Source organism: Corynebacterium singulare (assembly GCF_000833575.1).
Taxonomy (GTDB): domain Bacteria; phylum Actinomycetota; class Actinomycetes; order Mycobacteriales; family Mycobacteriaceae; genus Corynebacterium; species Corynebacterium singulare.
The window spans coordinates 2466391-2480590 of record NZ_CP010827.1; the positions used below are offsets into that span (position 1 = coordinate 2466391).

The following is a 14200-nucleotide window of genomic DNA, read 5'->3' on the forward strand; positions in this document are numbered from 1 at the left end:
CCAGCAGGAGACACAGATATAACTGTATGAAACGAAAATGTGAAAATTGGGATTTCAGACTGTATCGTAAGCATTAGTGAACGCCCGCCGCTGCGGTGGGTTTTGCCCAGTCCCCGACAAGGAAAGGACGCCACGCGACCTCGTGCTCACTCTCTTCAGCGCCTTGGTACTTACTACCATCGCCGCTCCATTCCTCCTTTTCTATCTCGGCCGCCGCGCCTTCGGCCTCCTTGCCGTCGTGCCCGCGGTGGGCTTCTTTTGGGTGCTCCAACAGCTCACCACCGGAACGCTGCGCGACGGCAACCAGCTGGCATACGACCTCAACTGGATGCCCGCCGCGCACCTAACGATTAACCTGCGCATGGACGCGCTTTCCGCGCTGTTCAGCCTCATCATTTTGGGCGTGGGCGCGCTGGTCTTGCTGTATTGCTGGGGCTATTTCGACCACTCCCGGCGCCGCCTAGCCCTCTTCGGCAGCCAGATGGTGGGCTTTGCCACGGCCATGTACGGCCTGGTCATTTCCGATAATTTCCTGCTGCTCTACGTCTTCTGGGAAATCACCTCCTTGCTCTCCTTCCTCCTCGTGAGCTATTACGGCGAGCGCGCCTCATCCCGGCGCTCAGCGCAGCAGGCACTCATGGTCACCGTCCTCGGCGGCCTGGCCATGCTCGTGGGCATTACCCTCCTCGGCCGCCAGACCGGCGCGTGGTCCTTCAGCGATATCGCCGCCACCGAGGACCTGGCCAACACGCCTTTCCTCACCGTGGCCATCGTGCTGATTCTCTGCGGTGCGCTCTCCAAATCCGCCATCGCCCCCGCCCACTTTTGGCTGCCCGGCGCCATGGCCGCGCCGACCCCGGTCTCTGCTTACCTGCACTCCGCGGCGATGGTGAAGGCCGGCATCTACCTCGTCGCTCGCCTAGCGCCTTCGGTACATGACATCCCCACCTGGCACCTCGTGGTCATCCCCTTGGGTGCTTTCACCATGTTGCTCGGTGGCTGGATGGCGCTCAAGCAGCGCGACCTGAAGCTGGTTCTGGCCTACGGTACCGTCTCGCAGCTGGGTTTTATCACCGCCATCATCGCCATCGGCTCCCGCGAGGCCATGCAAGCAGGACTGGCGCTGACCTTCGCGCACTCCCTCTTCAAAGCAGCGCTCTTCATGATCGTCGGCGCCATCGACCACTCGGCGGGCACGAGGGACATCGACAAGCTGGCAGGCCTGGGCAAGAAGAAACCCGCGCTGTGCATCCTGGCCATCCTCCCCGCGATGTCTATGGCCGGTATCCCGCCGCTGCTGGGCTTCGTGTCCAAGGAGGCCACGCTCGAGGCGATCATGCACGAGGAGCTCTTGGTCGGCATGCCGCGCAACATGCTGCTCGTGACGGTCGTCGTCGGCTCCGCGCTGACCATGGCCTATGCGCTGCGCTTCCTCTGGGGCGCGTTCTCCTCGAAGGGGCAGGAGGAGCCCTCTGAAGCGGTAGCGAATATGCACCACATCGGCCCCTTCCTGTGGATCCCGCCGACGGTGCTGACTCTGCTGACCATCTTCTTTGGTCTGCTGCCGCTGCCTTTGTCCCACGGCATCACGCAGCACCTGGACAACACCTTTGGCGCGAAGCACGCGTCCGAACTAGCGCTATGGCATGGCTTCACCATCCCGTTGCTGCTCTCCGTGGTCATCATCGTCGCCGGTTCTCTCCTGCACTGGCAGCGCCAAGCCCTCACGAAGGCCCAGTTCACCTACCCGGCCTTGGGCTCGGCCGATGACTCCTACGACGCCGTCATCAACGCCCTGCGCCAACTCTCCCTGCGCATCACCGCTTCCACGCAGCGCGGTTCGCTGCAGTTCAACCTCACGGTCATCTTTGCCACCCTCATGGTGCTGCCCATCGTCATGCTCATCCGCGGCGACCTCACCAACGTGCACATGATCGTGGCCGAGAACCCCTGGCAGGCCATCGCAGCGGTGGTCATCATCATCGCCGCCATCGCCGCCACGGTGCTGGATAACCGCCTCTCCGGCGTCATCCTGGTGGGCGCGACGGGCTACGCCTTGTCCTTCATCTTTGCGCTTCACGGCGCGCCGGACTTGACGCTGACGCAGCTCCTCGTGGAGACCATCATTATGGTGCTCTTCATGCTCGTGCTGCGCCGCATGCCGGCGAATACCGAGTGGAAGCAGGACCCCAAATCAGGCCGCCTGCGCGCGTGGCTGGCGGTGGGCGTGGGCCTGGCCGTCACCGTGGTCGGCATGTTCGCCATCAACGCCCGGCGCGAGGAACCCATCTCGCAGTACATGCCGGAATTGGCCAAGGAGATCGGCCACGGCGCCAACACGGTCAACGTCTTGCTCGTGGACCTGCGCGCGTGGGATACCTTCGGCGAAATCACGGTGCTCATCATCGCGGCGACGGGTATCGCCTCGCTGATCTACCGCACGCAGAGTTTCACCCGCTCCTCCCGCCGCCCGACCTTGCAGGTCACCGGCCGCCGCTGGCTGGCCGCGGGCGTGGAATCGGAGAAGGCGCTCAACCGCTCGCTCATGGTGGACGTGAGCACCCACATCCTCTTCCCCTCGATGATGGTGCTCTCCCTGTACTTCTTCTTCGGCGGCCACAACGCCCCCGGCGGCGGTTTTGCCGGCGGCCTCGTGGCGGCCTTGGCGCTGATTCTGCGCTACCTGGCCGGCGGGCGCGCGGAGCTCGATGAGGCGCTGCCTCTCGACGGCGGCCGCACCATGGCGGTCGGCTTGCTGCTCTCCCTCAGCGCAGTCATCACCCCGATGCTCTTGGGCTACCCGCCGCTGACCACCGGGTACACAAAGGTCGGGGTGCCACTCATCGGTGATGTATCCCTGCCTTCGGCGCTGATTTTCGACGCCGGCGTCTACCTCATCGTCGTCGGCCTCACGCTCTACGTCCTGTCCTCCTTGGGCGCCAAGCTCGATGAGGAAGAAGAGATGCGTAAGCAACGCGCCCGCGACCGCTCCTTGGCACGCCGCACGAAAGAAAAAGAGAAAGAAAAAACTGCCACCGCAGAGAAAGGACACGCCTAATGGATGCCAACCTCATGCTCCTGCTCGCTGCGGGCGTGCTCTGCGGCGCCGGGGTGTACTTATTGCTGGACCGCGCGATGACCAAGATGCTGCTCGGCATCTTGTTGCTGGGCAATGGCGCGAACCTCTTCGTGCTCATGGCCGGCGGCAAGGCGGGCTCGCCGCCTATCGACGGCCGGACCTCCCTGCCCTATGGCGAAGAAATCGCCGATCCGCTGGCCCAGGCGATGATCCTCACCGCGATCGTCATTTCAATGGCGCTGACCGGCTTCATCCTCACCTTGGCCTACCGCCAATACCGCTACCGCACCGCGGACGTGATTGAGGATGACACCGAGGACACCGCCATCGCGGCGATTGCCTCGCGCCCGGGCAATGCCTCGGCCGCCCCCGACCACGACGCCTCCAATGATCCGACCACCGGCCGCACCACGAAGGAAGGCGATATGTTTGGCCCCGAGTTCTTCGAGGCTCCCGTGAAGGAGGCCACCGATGAGTGAAACTATCTCACCCCTGGTGGACCTGCTGCTGCCCTACGTCAGCTTCCTGATCCCCCTTCCGATCATCATCCCCGCACTGGCGGCCGCGTTGGCGATGCTCTTTGCGCGCAATGCTCATGCGCAGCGCCGTATCGCCTTCTTCTCCCTCCTCACGCTGGCCGCGGTCAACGCCGCACTGATCTTCATCGCGGATACCACCGGCATCCAGACCCTCCAGGTGGGCGGCTGGGACGCCCCGGTGGGCATCACGCTCGTGGCGGACCGTTTGTCCACGGTCATGCTCTTTACCTCCTCCGTCGTCCTGTTCTCCGTCATGTGGTACGCCATCTCACAGGGCGTGCGCGATGGCATCAAGGACGAACCGGTGGCGGTATTCCTGCCTAATTACATGTTGCTGACCATGGGCGTGAACGTGTCCTTCCTGGCTGGTGACTTGTTCAACCTCTACGTAGGCTTCGAGATCTTCCTCGTGTCTTCCTACGTGCTGCTGACCCTCGGCGCATCGCCTGCGCGCGTGCGGGCGGGCGTGGGCTACGTCATGGTCTCCATGGCTTCCTCGCTCATCTTCGTGCTGGCCTTGGCCTATGTGTACGCCGCAGTGGGCACGATGAACATGGCCCAGATCGGCATCCGGATGGAGGACATCCCAGCCGGTACCCGCACCGCGGTCTTCTCCGTGTTGCTCATCGCCTTCGGCATCAAGGCAGCCATCTTCCCACTCGATGCCTGGTTGCCGGACTCCTACCCCACCGCGCCCTCGCTCGTCACCGCGGTCTTCGCGGGCCTGCTCACCAAGGTCGGCGTCTACGCCATCATCCGCGCGCGTACCTCCATCTTCACCGGCGGCGGGCTCGACGGCCTGCTCATGTGGGTCGCGCTGGCCACGATGCTCGTGGGTATCTTGGGCGCCATCGCGCAATCGGATATCAAGCGCTTGCTGTCCTTCACCTTGGTCAGCCACATCGGCTACATGGTCTTCGGCGTTGCCCTCGGTACCGCGCAGGGCTTGTCGGGCGCCATCTTCTACGCCGTCCACCACATTCTGGTGCAGACCGCACTCTTTCTGGTGGTAGGCCTCATCGAGCGCCAAGCCGGCACATCCTCGCTGCGGCGCTTGGGCTCGCTGATTTATTCCGCGCCACTCATCGCCATTTTGTACTTCATCCCGGCCATGAACCTGGGCGGCATCCCGCCCTTCTCCGGCTTCCTGGGCAAGATCATGTTGATTCAGGCCGGCGCGAACGAGGGTTCCTGGATGTCGTGGGTCCTCATCGGCGGCGCTGTCCTCACTTCGCTGCTGACCCTCTACGTCATGATCCTCGTGTGGGCCAAGGGCTTCCTGCGTGATCGCAGGGATGCCCCCGAAGGCAACCTCGCCATGGCGCGGCCCTCCCCGCTCGGGGAGGTCACCGAGTACGTCGAATTCGAGGAGCGCGCCGATGTCGGCCGCGTACCCTTCGGCATGCTGGCCTCCACGTCCCTGCTCGTCATCGCCTCGGTCTCGATGACCTTCCTCGCCGGCCCCATCTCCGGGGTCACCACCCGCGCGGCGACGTCCGCGCAAGATGAGTCCATCTACCGCTACGCGGTATTGGGGGATTCCGCCGAGGACCCAACGCGGCACTTGGACCCCGCCGAACGCTACGAGGAGGGCGCCGATTCGCGGAAGAACCGCAGCGAACCCCTCCCGGATCCGGAGCCGGTGGCGCCGACAACGAGGACGTCGCCAAGCGCCACGCCCGCATTGCCCACCTCCGTGGATAAGGAAGAAGAGGAGGTTTCGCGATGAGATTCTCCGGAATTAAGCACCGCTTCCGCCCGTGGTTCATGGTGTGGATCATCGTCATGTGGTGCATGCTCATGGGTGAAGTCACCGTGGCGAACCTGGTGGGCGGGCTGATAGCCAGCCTGTTTATCGTCTTCGCGCTGCCGCTACCGGCGATGCCCGTGGCGGGGATTTCGGTGAGCTGGGGAAAGCTTTTCATCTTCATGGTGCAGTGGTTTGTGGAGCTGATGGAAGCTTCCGTCAAGGTGGGCTGGCTGGCGGTGCGCCCACAGGAGGTGCCCAAGACGGCGATTGTCAGGCTCCCGATGCGCTTGGAGAATGAGTTCGTTCTGGCGCTGGCGGTCAGCCTGTACAACCTGCAGCCGGGCGGTACCGTATCCGATATCGATATTGCGAACCGCATACTCACCATCCACCTGCTCAACGCCGACTCCGAAGGAGACCTCGAGCGCGAAATCGCCGCCGTGCGCAAGCTGGAGGCAGACATGATTGCCATCTTCGAAAGGAGCCACCTCTAATGGATACGGGACTCTATAACATCCTGCTCACCGTGGCTGCTGGCTTCCTCGTGGTGGCCTTCCTCATCACGACGTGGCGCATCGTGGTCGGGCCAAACTCGCTCGACCGGCTCGTGGCCATGGACGGTTTCGTGGCCATGTTCCAATGCGCCATGGCCACCTACATCTGCTGGAGCCTGGACACCACGGTATCCAACGCGATGCTCGTCGTGGCGCTGTTGGGTTTCATCTCCACGGTATCCGTGACACGTTTCAGGAAGAGGGATTCATGAGTTACGCACTGATTGCCGATGTCCTCTCGATCATCCTCATCCTCGCCGGCTCGATTCTCACGTTGGCGGCAGCGATCGGCGTCGCGAGGTTCAGCGACACCATGGCGCGCGTACATGCCATCTCGAAACCGCAGACGACCGGGCTCATCTTCACCATCCTGGGCGCGCTCATCAAGGTGACGGGCTCGGAGGACTTCAGCGTGGCTGAGCGCGGCGACTTGGGTATTCTCATCCTGCTCGTGCTCTTTGCCATGATCACCAGCCCGGTGACGGCCCAGCGGACCTCGCGTATCGCTCGCCGAGAAGGCCTCTACGGCCCCGCGGAGTCCATGTCGCGCAACGAACACCCGGCTACGCGCTCCATGCGCCGCAAGTAGTTAACGGTGGTTCGTTCCCCTTCGATGAAAGGCCCCTACTATATTCTCCTAGGGACACCTTTCATCGGCCGAGGAGAATTCACGTGAAGAAGCTGCAGGGCATCCCCACACTGTGTACTGTCCTGGCACTGGGCATCGCGGTGATGGTCTACCGCATCATCCAGTTCGACGGCCACAAAGCGTTCACCTACATCCTCCCCTTTGACCTGGCCATTTACCGCATGGCGGGCGCAGACCTCAACGCGGGCGGGCTGCTGTACGACGCCCCCTATATCTACGAATTCCCCTTCACCTACCCACCCTTCGCCGGCATCCTCTTCCAGGTTCTACCCTTCTTCAGCGAGGGCGCGTTGACCATCCTCTGGCCAGCACTCATGTTCCTGGCAGTGCTGGCGATTGTGGTGATGATTTTCCGCGAGCGCGGCATCAAGCTCAGCCCTGCAGCCATTGTCGTTGCGGTTCTGCTGACGGCACTGACGCCGGCGAACGAGTCGATGCACGGTTCGCTGTACTACGGACAGATCAATGTCTTCCTCATGCTCCTCGTGGCCCTTGACTTCCTGCCGATGAAGCGCCGCCTCCCCGGCGTGGGTATCGGCTTGGCGGCGGGCATCAAGCTCACTCCGGCCTACATGGGCTTGGCGCTGCTCTTTGAAAAGCGCTGGTGGGCTGCGGTCGGCTCCATCGTCACCTTCCTGGTGACGGTGGTGCTGGGCTTCATCTTCGTTCCGGATGCTCTGGACTTCTGGACCGATGCCATGTTCAACTCCTCCCGCGTGGGCGAGCATGCCAACCCCGGTGCGAAGTCGCTGCGCTCGCTGATGTTCCGCGTTCTGGGCATCGACGGTGGTATGTGGTGGCTCCTGGCCGTCCTTGCCGTTTTCGTGCTCACCTGCCTGGCGCTGCGCACGGCCTACAAGCGGGGCAACCGTACCGCAGCCTTCGCTCTGACAGGCCTGAGCACCTGCTTGGTGTCCCCGTTTTCTTGGTACCACCACTTCGTGTGGACCATCCCCTTTGCGGTCTTGGTCTTCGTGACGGTGAACCAGGCGGTGGGCGCGCGTGTGTCCGGCAAGTTCGGTGAGCAGCTCGCCGGCCTGGCAGCGCTGGCAGCGCTTGTCGTGGTGTCGCTGCCGTTCATGTCGGTGCCGGTGTGGTTTACCATGTCCTCCGCGAACCTCGACACCCTCGAGTCCTTCCAGCCGTGGGCAACGTCCCTGTGGACTCTGTCCTGCGTGCTCTTCATCGCTGCCTACGCCCTGTGGGGCTTCATCGCCCCGCGCTACAAGGCTGGAACGGCAGTTCCGGCATCGAAGCAGTAGCAATATCGATACCCATATCGTCCACCTCAGGTTTACAGCGGCAGGAGCTGCTCCATCTCATCTGCGGTGGCCTTGACCACCTTCTGCCAGCTGCCGGTCTCCTCGTAAAGGCGGCGCTGCCGCTGGTAGCCCGCACCCGAGTCGATGATTTCTTGGACCAGCTGCAGCTCGCGGGCACAGCCCAGCTCCTGGGATAGCGGCGCGAGCTCCTCCAGCATGTCCGCCAGCTCGTCCTTGACCCACCGCTCGTCGGTCTCGCGCGACGTGATGACCAGCGCATCCATGCCATAGCGCGCGCCGCGCCACTTGTTTTCTGCCACGTGCCACGGCTGGAGTGTCGGCAGCGTGTCACCGGCATCCAGCATGCGGTCATAGTGCACCACCAGACAGTGAGTCAGCGCCACGATGGCGGAGAGCTCGCGCAGGTTGGAGGTGGCGTCAGAGATGCGCACCTCAATCGTGCCCCATTTGGAGGCCGGGCGGATATCGAAGTGCATCGAGCCCGTGTGGTTGATAACACCCGAAATGGATTGGTCACGCATGTAGGACTGCCACTGTGTCCAGTTCTCAAACTGGTAGGGCATGCCGGCAGTGGGCAGCTGCTGGTACAGCATCGTGCGATTGGAGGCATAGCCGGTATCGAGGCCCTCCCATGCCGGGGAGCACGCAGAGATGGCCAGCAGGTGCGGGTACTTCGTCATCAACGCGTTGATGATGGGCCACACGCGGTCTTCGTGGCGAATGCCCACGTGCACGTGCGTGCCCCACAGCAGCATCTGCTGCCCCCAGTACTGGGTGCGGTTGATGATTTCGGAGTAGCTTGCCTTGTTGGAGACGGGGTTCTTCCGGAAATCGGTGAAGGGGTGCCCGCCGGAGGCCCATAGACGCACGTCCATAGCGGTGGCCGCCTCACGCACTGCGCTGAGCGACGCCCCCAAGTCCCCCATCGCCTCCGGCACGGTCCGACAGACCCCAGTGACCAGTTCCACGGTGTTCTGGAGAAACTCTTTCTCCAAGTGGATATCAGGGTGGGCGGCACGGACGGAGTCGATGAGCTCCGCGCCACGCGGCACGAGATCCCAGGTCACTGGATCTACGAGGGCTACCTCCCACTCGACCCCAAGTGTTGGCTCGAGGGAGCGGGCGAAGTTCTCTTCCGGAATATTCACCCACTCATCTTATCTGTCGAGCGGATGAATTTAATAAGATTTTATTCCTTAAGCCTGCGGCACGGCGAGGACCACGACGACGGCGTCACCCTTGGTGTAATCACCGATCAGCTCGGCCGGGTAGGGCGCGATGGCACCGCCTGGGACGCTACCGCCGTAGTACTGGGCAGCAAGCTCCTTGGCCAGGTTCTCCGCGGCGGCGTCACCCTCCGGGTAGTAGACGGTGGTCTGCGGTGCAACGAGAACCTCGCCGCTCAGGTTGCCTACCTCGGAGACCTTGAAGTTCTGGGACTTCAGGCGCTCGGCTTCATCGGCGGCAAAGTTGGCGCGGCCGGAGTTGTTGTAGACGTTGACCGGGATATCGGCCTGTTCGCGGTCTGCCGCGGCACCGTCGCGCTCAGCGGCGTCGTCGCCTTCGGCAGCAGCATCCTGACCGGCATCGGCGTCACCGCCGGCCGCATCAGCATCCTTGCCGGAGTCTTTCTTGGCGTCGCTGCCTGCTGCGTTGCCGTCCTTATCAGCATCGGCGCCAGCCGCGCCGCCCGCCGCGCCGGCATCCTTGTTGCCGGCGCCCGCCTGGCCGCCCTGCCCCTCGCCTTCGGCGCCGCCGTTGGCGGGACCTGAAACGGCGGAATCGTTATTGCCGCCATCCTCGGCAACGTTCTCGGAGTTATCCGAGGTCATGGCATAGAGGGCCCACATGCCCAACATCACGGCCACGGCGATGAGCACCATGGCGAGGCCACGGACGGGCAGCTTAGTGGCGGGTGCTGCGGCAGCGCCGGCATCAGTACCCGCAGCGACAGGCTCGGCGGCTGGCGCCTCAGCCGGTGCGGCAGCCGATGCAGTAGCTGGTGCGGCAACTGGGTCTCCAGCGCGAGCATCAGGGTTGACGCCAACTGCGGCGGGGTCGGTGGAATCGGCGGCGGGGCGCGCGCCGTTAACGGACGAAGCAGAGTTTTCCGGATTCACATTAGTCACACAGGAAACTCTAGTATCTGCAACGGGCGTAGCGTGGATTGCTTAGCGCGGCGCGGCGCGGCGAACGTCCTCGCGGGCATCCCGAAGCCGGCGAAGGCGCGTGACGAGGAGAGGGTGGGACGCGTGGGCCGCTGGGGCGTCGAGAAGCACATTGAGGCGCTGATGATAACGCACCGGTGACATATCCAACTGCGCGCGGATGGCCTCCTCCTTGGCACTGATATCACGCGGAGCGTGGGACTCGAACTCCAAAATGGCGGCGTCTAGGTCTGACAGGGACTGCATGCTTAAACTGTATGTCATGACTATTCGCCCCATCGTTATCCACGGCGACCCGGTCCTCCACAATCCGACCGAGCCCGTGACCGAAGCCATTGACTCCCCCGAGTTGCAAGAGCTCATCGCGGACATGCACGAGACCATGGACGCCGCGCACGGCGTTGGTTTGGCCGCCAACCAAGTTGGCGTAAACAAGCGCCTCTTTGTCTATCACTGCCCCGACACCGACGGGCCCGACGGCACCGAGCTGCCTGAAGGTGGCATGCGCCGCGGCTGCGTCATCAACCCCGTTCTGGAGACCTCCGAAATCCCCGAAACCATGCCGGCCGATGATGGCACCGAGGACGAAGGCTGCCTCTCCGTTCCTGGCGAGGGCTTCCCCACCGGCCGTGCCGACTGGGCGCGCGTGACCGGCAAGAATGAAAAGGGCGAAGACATCTCCATCGAGGGCTACGGTTTCTTCGCGCGCATGCTGCAGCACGAGACCGGCCACCTTGATGGTTTCGTCTACACCGACGTTCTCACCGGCCGCTACAAGCGCCAGGCCAAGAAGACCATCAAGCGCAACGGATGGACCGAAGCGGGCCTGACCTGGGTTCCAGGCGAGGACGAGGATCCTTTCGGGCACGACGACTAATGTCCCGCATTTTCCGCTCCGACGCCGTCTCCGTGGGCGAGCGCGTTGTGGCCCGGCGCGATTTTGGCGGGATTCACAGCGATGTCATTGGCCACGTGGTGAGCGTGGATCCACTGGTCATCCGCCCTCAGGAGGTGGGTGGCTACCCGTCCTCGTTGGAGGCGGTGGAGATTCCGCCGGAGCAGCTCAAGATTATTAAGCGCCTCTCGCCGCGCACGGTGCGCAATTCCGATATCCGCGCCGTCGAGGTCGCCACCGCCGCCGCCTTCCCCGGCAAGGAGCACACGTGGACCGCCGATGGCCAGTGGCTCATGCGCGCTGGTGACGGTGTGACGGGGCGCTCCAATTCAGCCATTCCCCTGGGCCCCTCGGCGGGCTTTATGCCGGTGCCCATCGAGGAGATCGACGCTTTCTATGCCCGCCATGACCTGCCCACGCGTTTGGCGGTCCCGGAACGCATTGGCAATCCTGCCGAGAAGCTCATCGCGGCTGCGCCCGAGGCGTGGTCCTTGGAGCCGGAGATCCTGGTCATGGTGCGGGAGCTTGGGGAGTTGCCGGAGCTTAGCGACGTCCACTTTGTCGTCGACAAGCAACCCGACCCCGAGTGGCTCAGCCTTTACCATTTCCGCGGTCAGTCACTCCCACCACTGGCGTTGGAGTATCTGCGCAGCCACATTGACGGCACGATGGGCTTTGGCCGCCTGCTGTCCGACGCGGGCGAAACAATTGCCATTACGCGCGGCACGCTCACCGAATCCGGCGATGGCACGCTGTGGTTAGGCTACTCGGCCGTTGAGGTGGCTGAAGGCTGGCGGCGCAAGGGGTTGGGAACAGCGCTCGGCGCGCACATGCTGGCGTGGGGCAAGGAGCACGGCGCACAGAAGGCCTACCTGCAGGTCGTGGCGAACAACGTAGCCGGGATTGGTCTCTACGAGAAGCTCGGCTTCCTGGAGCAGCACCGCCACCGTTACGCCTGCCGCGTTGCTCAAGTACCCTGATTCACATGCGCATCGCTTCGTGGAACATCAACTCCGTCCGCACCCGCGTCGGCCGCGCGGTGGATCTGCTGGCCAAGCACGATATCGACGTGCTCTGCCTTCAGGAAACCAAGGTGTCGGATGAGAAGTTTCCCCGCGCGCCCTTCGAGGAGGCCGGCTACCACGTCACCAGCCACGGTCTGAACCAGTGGAATGGCGTAGCCATTGTGTCCAAGGACGAGCCGGACGAGGTCCAGACCTTCTTCCCCGGCCAGCCCGGGTTTCACAAGGACCCGGCACAGGAACAAAAGCGCGAGGCCCGCGCGGTATCCGCGCGCATCCGCGGGATCGAAGTCTGGTCGCTCTACATCCCAAATGGGCGCGAAATTACTGACCCGCACTACGACTACAAGCTGCAGTTCCTCTACGCGCTCGCGCGCTATGTGGAGACCCGCGCGCAGTCGAAGCTGCTGCTCACGGGCGATTTCAACATTGCCCCACGCGATGAGGACGTGTGGGACATGAGCCTGTTCCGCGGCAAGACGCATGTCACCGAACCGGAGCGCGCGGCCTTCCAGATGCTTGAGGAGGCTGGCCTGGAAGAGGTCACTCGCCGCTTCACGGAGAAGGAGCGCTGGACCTACTTCGATTACAAGTCCCTGCGCTTCCAGAAGAACGAGGGCATGCGTATTGACTTTCAGCTGGCTTCTGCCCCCTTGGCCGAGCTCGTGCAGGGCGCCCAGGTGGATCTGGTGGAACGTGCGGGTGATAAAACTTCAGACCATGTGCCACTCATTGCTGATTTCGACGTCCCCGATTTCGACTCGGTGCGTTAGCGTGCCATGAACCTCAACATCGATCTCTCCGCATGGCAGTTAGCGCTGCTAATCCTTGACTATGGCATCAAGATCATCGCCATCGGTGTCGTGCCCGAAGGCCGCCGCCCGTCGAGCTCCACCGCGTGGCTACTCGCCATTCTTGTGCTCCCGATCGTGGGCCTGCCCCTGTTCTTGCTCATGGGCTCGCCCTACATCAATCGGCGGCGTCACCGCATCCAGCAAGAGGCCAACGCGCTGATAGCTGACGTCACCGCCTCCACACCGAACCACCCGAAGGGCAGGTTGTCCCCAGAAATCGAGTCACTTATCCAGCTCAACCGCAACCTCACCGGGCACCCGGCACTCATTGGACACAACAAGGGGCTTCATGCTTCCTATAACGAGGCCATCATGGCCATGGCACGGGCTGTGGATCGCGCCGAGAAATACGTGCTCGTTGAGATCTACATCCAGTCCTGGGACGAGGTCACGGATGTCTTCTTCCAGTCCCTCAAGCGCGCCCGCGAGCGCGGCGTGGAGGTCAAGCTGTTGCTGGACCAGATTGGAAGCTACAAGTACAAGGGCTACTTTTCCCTGGGCAAGCGCTTGACGGAGATTGGCGTGGAATGGCACCTCATGCTGCCGCTACAGCTACACAAGGGCCGTTTCCGCCGCCCCGATCTGCGCAATCACCGCAAGATCGTGGTCATCGACGGACACACGGGTTTCCTGGGCTCAATGAACATGATTAAGCGCCAGTACAAGACCAAGGACCGCGCCTGGATCGACTACATGGTAGAACTCACCGGACCCGTGGTGACCTCACTGGCCGCGGTCTTCGCGGTGGACTGGTACTTGGAATCCGAGGAACAGATTTCCCTCGACGTGCAGCCCTATGACGATGCCGTGGACGATGACTCCAACCACCTCCAGCTCGTCCCCTCCGGCCCCGGCTACACCACTGAACCGAACCTGCGCATGTTCAATTCGGTTGTGCACCACGCCAAGGAGAAACTGGTGATGTGTTCGCCCTACTTCATCCCGGATGAGTCCCTGCTCGAGGCCGTCACCACCGCCTGCTACCGTGACGTGGAGGTCCATCTCCTGGTCTCGAAGAAAGCTGACCAGTTCATGGTCGACCACGCGCAGTCCTCCTACTACCAGGCCCTTCTGGAAGCAGGTGTGCGCATTTTCCAGTTTCCTGAACCGTTTGTCTTGCACTCGAAGTTCATGCTGGCAGATCCAAACCTGCCGAACCGCGATCCGCTATGCATGTTCGGCTCCTCCAACATGGACATGCGCTCCTTTGGTCTTAACTACGAATCCACCATGCTTGTGGCCAAGGGCGACCTCATCAATGACTTCACCCGGCTAGCTACCAACTATGAGAAGGTCTGCCACGAGCTGACCCTCGAGGAGTGGAATGAGCGCGGGTTGCTGCGCCGCTACGTGGATAACGTGATGCGGTTGACCTCGGCGCTGCAATAGCGCGCGATCACGTCCCCA

The 14200-nt window shown here is 62.9% G+C and carries 14 protein-coding genes; 11 read left to right on the forward strand and 3 right to left on the reverse strand.

All coding sequences use genetic code 11. The annotated features are described in order from the left end of the window. Positions 1-142: 142 nt before the first annotated feature. The 7 genes from CSING_RS11445 to CSING_RS11475 all read left to right on the forward strand — a co-directional run bounded on the left by CSING_RS11445 (position 143) and on the right by CSING_RS11475 (position 7833). Positions 143-3058, forward strand: coding sequence for a Na+/H+ antiporter subunit A (locus tag CSING_RS11445; RefSeq protein ID WP_042532411.1), 2916 nt, complete (start codon positions 143-145; stop codon positions 3056-3058). After that, positions 3058-3558, forward strand: coding sequence for a Na(+)/H(+) antiporter subunit C (locus CSING_RS11450; RefSeq protein ID WP_042532413.1), 501 nt, complete (start codon positions 3058-3060; stop codon positions 3556-3558). The genes CSING_RS11445 and CSING_RS11450 overlap by 1 nt, the downstream gene beginning before the upstream one ends. Further along, positions 3551-5347, forward strand: coding sequence for a Na+/H+ antiporter subunit D (locus CSING_RS11455; protein WP_042532415.1), 1797 nt, complete (start codon positions 3551-3553; stop codon positions 5345-5347). The genes CSING_RS11450 and CSING_RS11455 overlap by 8 nt, the downstream gene beginning before the upstream one ends. After that, positions 5344-5862, forward strand: coding sequence for a Na+/H+ antiporter subunit E (locus tag CSING_RS11460; protein ID WP_042532416.1), 519 nt, complete (start codon positions 5344-5346; stop codon positions 5860-5862). The genes CSING_RS11455 and CSING_RS11460 overlap by 4 nt, the downstream gene beginning before the upstream one ends. After that, positions 5862-6134 carry a monovalent cation/H+ antiporter complex subunit F gene (locus tag CSING_RS11465; RefSeq protein WP_042532418.1) on the forward strand — a complete coding sequence of 91 codons (273 nt, stop codon included), beginning with the start codon at positions 5862-5864 and terminating at the stop codon, positions 6132-6134. The genes CSING_RS11460 and CSING_RS11465 overlap by 1 nt, the downstream gene beginning before the upstream one ends. Next, the gene (locus CSING_RS11470; protein WP_042532420.1) at positions 6131-6511 is read left to right on the forward strand and encodes a monovalent cation/H(+) antiporter subunit G; all 381 of its coding nucleotides are present in this window, start codon (positions 6131-6133) and stop codon (positions 6509-6511) included. Before CSING_RS11465 ends, CSING_RS11470 begins: the two co-directional genes overlap by 4 nt. 83 nt (positions 6512-6594) lie before the next feature. After that, complete coding sequence (locus tag CSING_RS11475) at positions 6595-7833, forward strand: glycosyltransferase 87 family protein (protein ID WP_042532422.1); 1239 nt, start codon at positions 6595-6597, stop codon at positions 7831-7833. A 32-nt stretch (positions 7834-7865) separates the two neighbouring features. Here the strand turns inward: CSING_RS11475 and CSING_RS11480 are convergent, their stop codons facing one another. The 3 genes from CSING_RS11480 to CSING_RS11490 are packed head-to-tail and all read right to left on the reverse strand — an operon-like array spanning position 7866 to position 10268. After that, complete coding sequence (locus CSING_RS11480; protein WP_042532424.1) at positions 7866-9002, reverse strand: glutamate--cysteine ligase; 1137 nt, start codon at positions 9000-9002, stop codon at positions 7866-7868. A gap of 48 nt (positions 9003-9050) precedes the next feature. Next, on the reverse strand, positions 9051-9983 hold the full coding sequence (locus tag CSING_RS11485) for a LytR C-terminal domain-containing protein (RefSeq protein ID WP_042532427.1): 933 nt from the start codon (positions 9981-9983) through the stop codon (positions 9051-9053). Between the two features lie 42 nt (positions 9984-10025). Next, the gene (locus CSING_RS11490; protein WP_042532429.1) at positions 10026-10268 is read right to left on the reverse strand and encodes a DUF3263 domain-containing protein; all 243 of its coding nucleotides are present in this window, start codon (positions 10266-10268) and stop codon (positions 10026-10028) included. Positions 10269-10284: 16 nt separating this feature from the next. Here CSING_RS11490 and CSING_RS11495 point away from each other — a divergent pair, with 16 nt between their 5' ends. The 4 genes from CSING_RS11495 to cls are packed head-to-tail and all read left to right on the forward strand — an operon-like array spanning position 10285 to position 14182. Next, positions 10285-10899, forward strand: a complete 615-nt coding sequence (locus CSING_RS11495; protein ID WP_042533452.1) for a peptide deformylase — start codon at positions 10285-10287, stop codon at positions 10897-10899. Next, positions 10899-11897: an N-acetylglutamate synthase, CG3035 family gene (locus tag CSING_RS11500; protein WP_042532431.1), complete on the forward strand. Its 999-nt coding sequence runs from the start codon at positions 10899-10901 to the stop codon at positions 11895-11897. The genes CSING_RS11495 and CSING_RS11500 overlap by 1 nt, the downstream gene beginning before the upstream one ends. 5 nt (positions 11898-11902) lie before the next feature. Further along, positions 11903-12712, forward strand: a complete 810-nt coding sequence (locus CSING_RS11505; RefSeq protein ID WP_042532433.1) for an exodeoxyribonuclease III — start codon at positions 11903-11905, stop codon at positions 12710-12712. Positions 12713-12718: 6 nt separating this feature from the next. After that, positions 12719-14182 carry a cardiolipin synthase gene (gene cls, locus CSING_RS11510; RefSeq protein ID WP_042532435.1) on the forward strand — a complete coding sequence of 488 codons (1464 nt, stop codon included), beginning with the start codon at positions 12719-12721 and terminating at the stop codon, positions 14180-14182. Positions 14183-14200 lie beyond the last annotated feature (18 nt).

Excerpts from the sequence above, each read along its gene's own strand:
- CSING_RS11505 (WP_042532433.1), top strand. The coding sequence starts at position 11,903 with ATGCGCATCGCTTCGTGGAACATCAACTCCGTCCGCACCCGCGTCGGC.
- CSING_RS11500 (WP_042532431.1), top strand. The coding sequence starts at position 10,899 with ATGTCCCGCATTTTCCGCTCCGACGCCGTCTCCGTGGGCGAGCGCGTT.
- cls (WP_042532435.1), top strand. The coding sequence starts at position 12,719 with ATGAACCTCAACATCGATCTCTCCGCATGGCAGTTAGCGCTGCTAATC.
- CSING_RS11465 (WP_042532418.1), top strand. The coding sequence starts at position 5,862 with ATGGATACGGGACTCTATAACATCCTGCTCACCGTGGCTGCTGGCTTC.
- CSING_RS11455 (WP_042532415.1), top strand. The coding sequence starts at position 3,551 with ATGAGTGAAACTATCTCACCCCTGGTGGACCTGCTGCTGCCCTACGTC.
- CSING_RS11490 (WP_042532429.1), bottom strand. The coding sequence starts at position 10,268 with ATGCAGTCCCTGTCAGACCTAGACGCCGCCATTTTGGAGTTCGAGTCC.
- CSING_RS11495 (WP_042533452.1), top strand. The coding sequence starts at position 10,285 with ATGACTATTCGCCCCATCGTTATCCACGGCGACCCGGTCCTCCACAAT.
- CSING_RS11450 (WP_042532413.1), top strand. The coding sequence starts at position 3,058 with ATGGATGCCAACCTCATGCTCCTGCTCGCTGCGGGCGTGCTCTGCGGC.
- CSING_RS11460 (WP_042532416.1), top strand. The coding sequence starts at position 5,344 with ATGAGATTCTCCGGAATTAAGCACCGCTTCCGCCCGTGGTTCATGGTG.
- CSING_RS11470 (WP_042532420.1), top strand. The coding sequence starts at position 6,131 with ATGAGTTACGCACTGATTGCCGATGTCCTCTCGATCATCCTCATCCTC.